The organism is Variovorax sp. P4_B11, from assembly GCF_056402355.1.
Genome location: NZ_JBFUHO010000136.1, coordinates 1 through 3379 on the forward strand (window position 1 = coordinate 1; position 3379 = coordinate 3379).

The window sequence follows — 3379 nt, forward strand, 5'->3', positions numbered from 1 at the left end:
CGTAAGCGCTCTGTTGACCACGTCGTAAGCGCTCTGTTGACCACGTCCCTTGTGCCCTGATGACCTTTGGGGCAGTGATCGCGGGGTGATCGGATGTTTGTCATTGGCGGGTGGTGCGCGAGAATCGCGGTCGTTCCCACATCCGGTTCAATCGATGGCCACCCCGTTTACCCCGTTGAGCGAGGCCGAGTTCAACGAACTCGACCAGTTCCTGCTCTATGACGTCGATACCGAAGACGTCATGACACTGGACATGGTGGATGGGTTTCTGCACGCCATCGCGGTCGGTCCGACGACGATCCAGCCGAAGCGTTGGCTCCCCAAGATCTGGGGCACCAAGGAGATGATGCCGCCGATGGATTCCATCGAGCAGTTGAACCACATGTTGGGGCTGRTCATGCGTCACTTCAACAGCATCATTGCCGGGCTGGAGGAGGAACCATCAGAGATCAGTCCTTACTGGTCAACGATGACCTACGCCGGCGACGAGCAGGAATACGAYGATGCTGAGATGTGGGCCTACGGCTTTATCGAGGGAATGAGGCTTTGCTGGAATGACTGGAAGCCCTTGCTGTCGACACCGCAAGGGCAAGCCTGGTTCAGGCCGATCGCCCTGCTGGGCGAAGACGAGTTCTCAGAGGATCAGGACGAGCTCACCAAGACGCCTGCCATGAGGGCCAAGCTGGCACTGCAGATCCCACAAGTTGTCCTGGACATGCATGCCCACTGGCTACCGCTGAGACTCGCTGTCTATGAACGCACAGTGGCCAGGTCGATGCAAATCAAGGTGGGACGCAACGAGCCTTGCCCCTGTGGGAGCGGCAAGAAGTTCAAGAAGTGCTGCGGCGCTGCGGCTGACCTTCATTGAGGCAGATCGCGAACAGATCCCCAGACGGTTCACTGCGTCGTGAGTCGCCAGGGCAGCAGCGCCTCGTAGTCATCGGCCGTTTGCGCCAGTGGCAGCCTCTTGAACAGGGCGACGAGTAGCGATACGGCTCGACGTTGTTRGCCTTGGCCGTCTCGATGAGTGAATAAAGATTGGCGCTGGCGTTCGCACCACCGACGGTGTCGGCGAAGAGCCATGAGCGGCGTCCAACGACAAACGGTCTGATGGCGTTTTCCACCGGGTTGGAGTCCAGCGGCCAGGTCCCGTTGTCCAGGAAGCGGATGAGCTTGGGCCACTGCCCGTGCAGATAGTGCAGCGCCTCGCCCAGCAGGCTCGAGGGCGCGACGGCGTGCAGGTGCTTGAGTAGCAACTGTTCGATCTGCTTGACCACTGCAGCGCTGTAGCGCTGGCGCAGCCGCTGACGGCGCTCTGACGTCCAGTCCTTGGCCAGTACCTCCGCCCGGTAGAGCTTGCCGATGAGTTTGATAAACCGTGTCGCCAGTTGGTCCGGTGACCGGGCCGCCTTCGGGATCGCCTCCTCGGCCTCGACAAAAGGCCTGCGCGCATGAACCCAGCATCCAAGATGCGTCAGGCCATGGTTCTCAGCAATGCCGTCGTAGACCTGATACCCGTCGGTCACGAGCGTGGCGCCGCGCCGGATGCCTGCATAGAGCTTCTGCGCGTGCACAGCACCGCGACCCGGCGCATAGGCGAACAGTCGCACCGGCGGTCCGCTGCCGTTCATCTGAGCCCACATGAAGCTCTTGGTCTGCGCCTTGCGACCGGGCTCCTTGAGCACCTGCACGGTGGTCTCATCCCCGTAGATCAGGTCCGAGTCCAACAGGTGGTCACGCAGCAGGTTGATGATGGGCTGCACCGCCAGGCCGATGCGAACCACGCCCGCGGCCAGGGTGTTGCTCACGATGTCGCCGCCGAAGCGGCGCAGCAGCACGGCCGTGCGATACAGCGGCATGCCGAACTGGTACTTGCCCGTGATGACCCAGGCCTGCGCCTCCTCAGTGAGGAGGCCTCGCGGGATGATGCGAGCTGGTGTCGGCGCGACCTTCAGGCTCAGGTCACAGCAGGGACACGCGTACTTGATGCGGTGGTGCTGTAGCACGCGCACCTGCTCGGGGATGACGTGCATCTGCTCGCTGACCTCGGCGCCGATCTCGACCAACGCGTGGCCGTCGTGCGCGCAGATGCGCTCCGACTCGGGCAGCTCGTGGCGAACGATGTCGCGCGGCAGTGCGGGATCCAGTGGCTTGCGTCCGCGCTTCTTGCGCTGGTGGCCAGCGACTGCCGTCGATTCATCGTCATCGATTTCGACCGGCAGTGTTTGCGCGGTCGGTGCGAGCGCCTCGGCCTCGTTGAGGAACAGGTCCTTCTGGTCGGTGCCGCGAGCCTCGCTCTTGGCGGCGAACAACTGACGCTGCAACGCGCGCAGCCGCTCCAGTGCCAGATCTCGCTCGGTGGTCACCACGCGCAGTTCGCCGACGAGAGATTTGCTGCGCCGAGTGGCCTCGGCCAGCGCCTGCTGCAGGGCTGCGAATTCTTCGGCGGTGGGCATCTGGACCATCGCCTGCTTCGATCAACATGACGTGCAGGCGTTCCTCGAACATCGCATTGTCGAGGAAGATTCGGCAACTTTTTTGCAAGCTGCCGTTGAATCGTTCAAGCCACTCGCTGATAAAAGCGACGAGGGTGCTTCTGTACCACCGCGAGATCAATGCCATCGAGCAACCAGTGCAGTTGCTCCACCGTCAACGTCGGCACGGTGGCAACGTCAGGCCAGATAAAACGGTCTTCCTCGAGACGTTTCATCAACATCCAAAAGCCGTTGCGCTGCCAACCCAAAATTTTTACGCGATCACGTCGCCGATTCCTGAAGACGTACACCGCCTCGGCGAACGGATCCAGCCCGAGGGACTGCTCGACCAGGATCGCCAGACCGTTGAGGCCGACCCGGAAGTCGATGGCCTCGCGATGCAGGTAGACCTTCAGCCCTTCATCGAAGCGGAACACCGCAGTCTCCCGAGCGCCTCGATCATCGCCAACGCCTGCTGCATGTCGCAATCACGCAAGTCGACCACAACTCCGTTGGGCAGGCGTGCCTGCACGTCCATGGACGACGTCCCTTGCTGGCGCGCCGCTGCGACTTCGAGCGCCACGAATGCCGGCGTCTTCGCTTCGACAACGTCCACGTTCGGCGCCGCGCTCTTGGCCAGTTGTCGCTCATACAAGCGCACCCAGCTGTTCACCTGGTTCGCGTTGACGCCGCAATCGCGAGCCAGCTTCGCTATCGATACCCCGGGCTCACGACAAGCCAGGACCAACTCGCGCTTGGCCTGCTCGTCGTAGATGCTGCGACCATCGCGCTTGTGCCCGACAACCAGGCGCCGCGCCAACTCTGAAATCCAATCTGACATTACGTGCCCACGTTCCTGTACATGGGTACGTAGCCTCTCAGTTCATCGCGCTCKACGGAAGGGC

The 3379-nt window shown here is 62.0% G+C and carries 3 protein-coding genes and 1 pseudogene; 1 reads left to right on the forward strand and 3 read right to left on the reverse strand.

Going from position 1 to position 3379, the window contains the following annotated elements:
- Nucleotides 1-154 precede the first annotated feature (154 nt).
- The gene (locus tag AC1DYD_RS41150; protein ID WP_478178458.1) at nucleotides 155-868 is read left to right on the forward strand and encodes a UPF0149 family protein; all 714 of its coding nucleotides are present in this window, start codon (nucleotides 155-157) and stop codon (nucleotides 866-868) included.
- A 29-nt stretch (nucleotides 869-897) separates the two neighbouring features.
- Here AC1DYD_RS41150 and tnpC read toward each other — a convergent pair.
- The 3 genes and pseudogenes from tnpC to tnpA form a co-directional block, all read right to left on the reverse strand.
- Nucleotides 898-2465, reverse strand: a pseudogene (gene tnpC, locus AC1DYD_RS41155) (IS66 family transposase).
- A gap of 95 nt (nucleotides 2466-2560) precedes the next feature.
- Nucleotides 2561-2911: an IS66 family insertion sequence element accessory protein TnpB gene (tnpB, locus tag AC1DYD_RS41160; RefSeq protein WP_478178459.1), complete on the reverse strand. Its 351-nt coding sequence runs from the start codon at nucleotides 2909-2911 to the stop codon at nucleotides 2561-2563.
- Nucleotides 2887-3315: an IS66-like element accessory protein TnpA gene (tnpA, locus tag AC1DYD_RS41165; RefSeq protein ID WP_478178460.1), complete on the reverse strand. Its 429-nt coding sequence runs from the start codon at nucleotides 3313-3315 to the stop codon at nucleotides 2887-2889. Before tnpA ends, tnpB begins: the two co-directional genes overlap by 25 nt.
- Nucleotides 3316-3379 lie beyond the last annotated feature (64 nt).

Bases quoted from the DNA above. Each gene is read 5' to 3' on its own strand.
- tnpA (WP_478178460.1), bottom strand. From the start codon at position 3,315: ATGTCAGATTGGATTTCAGAGTTGGCGCGGCGCCTGGTTGTCGGGCAC.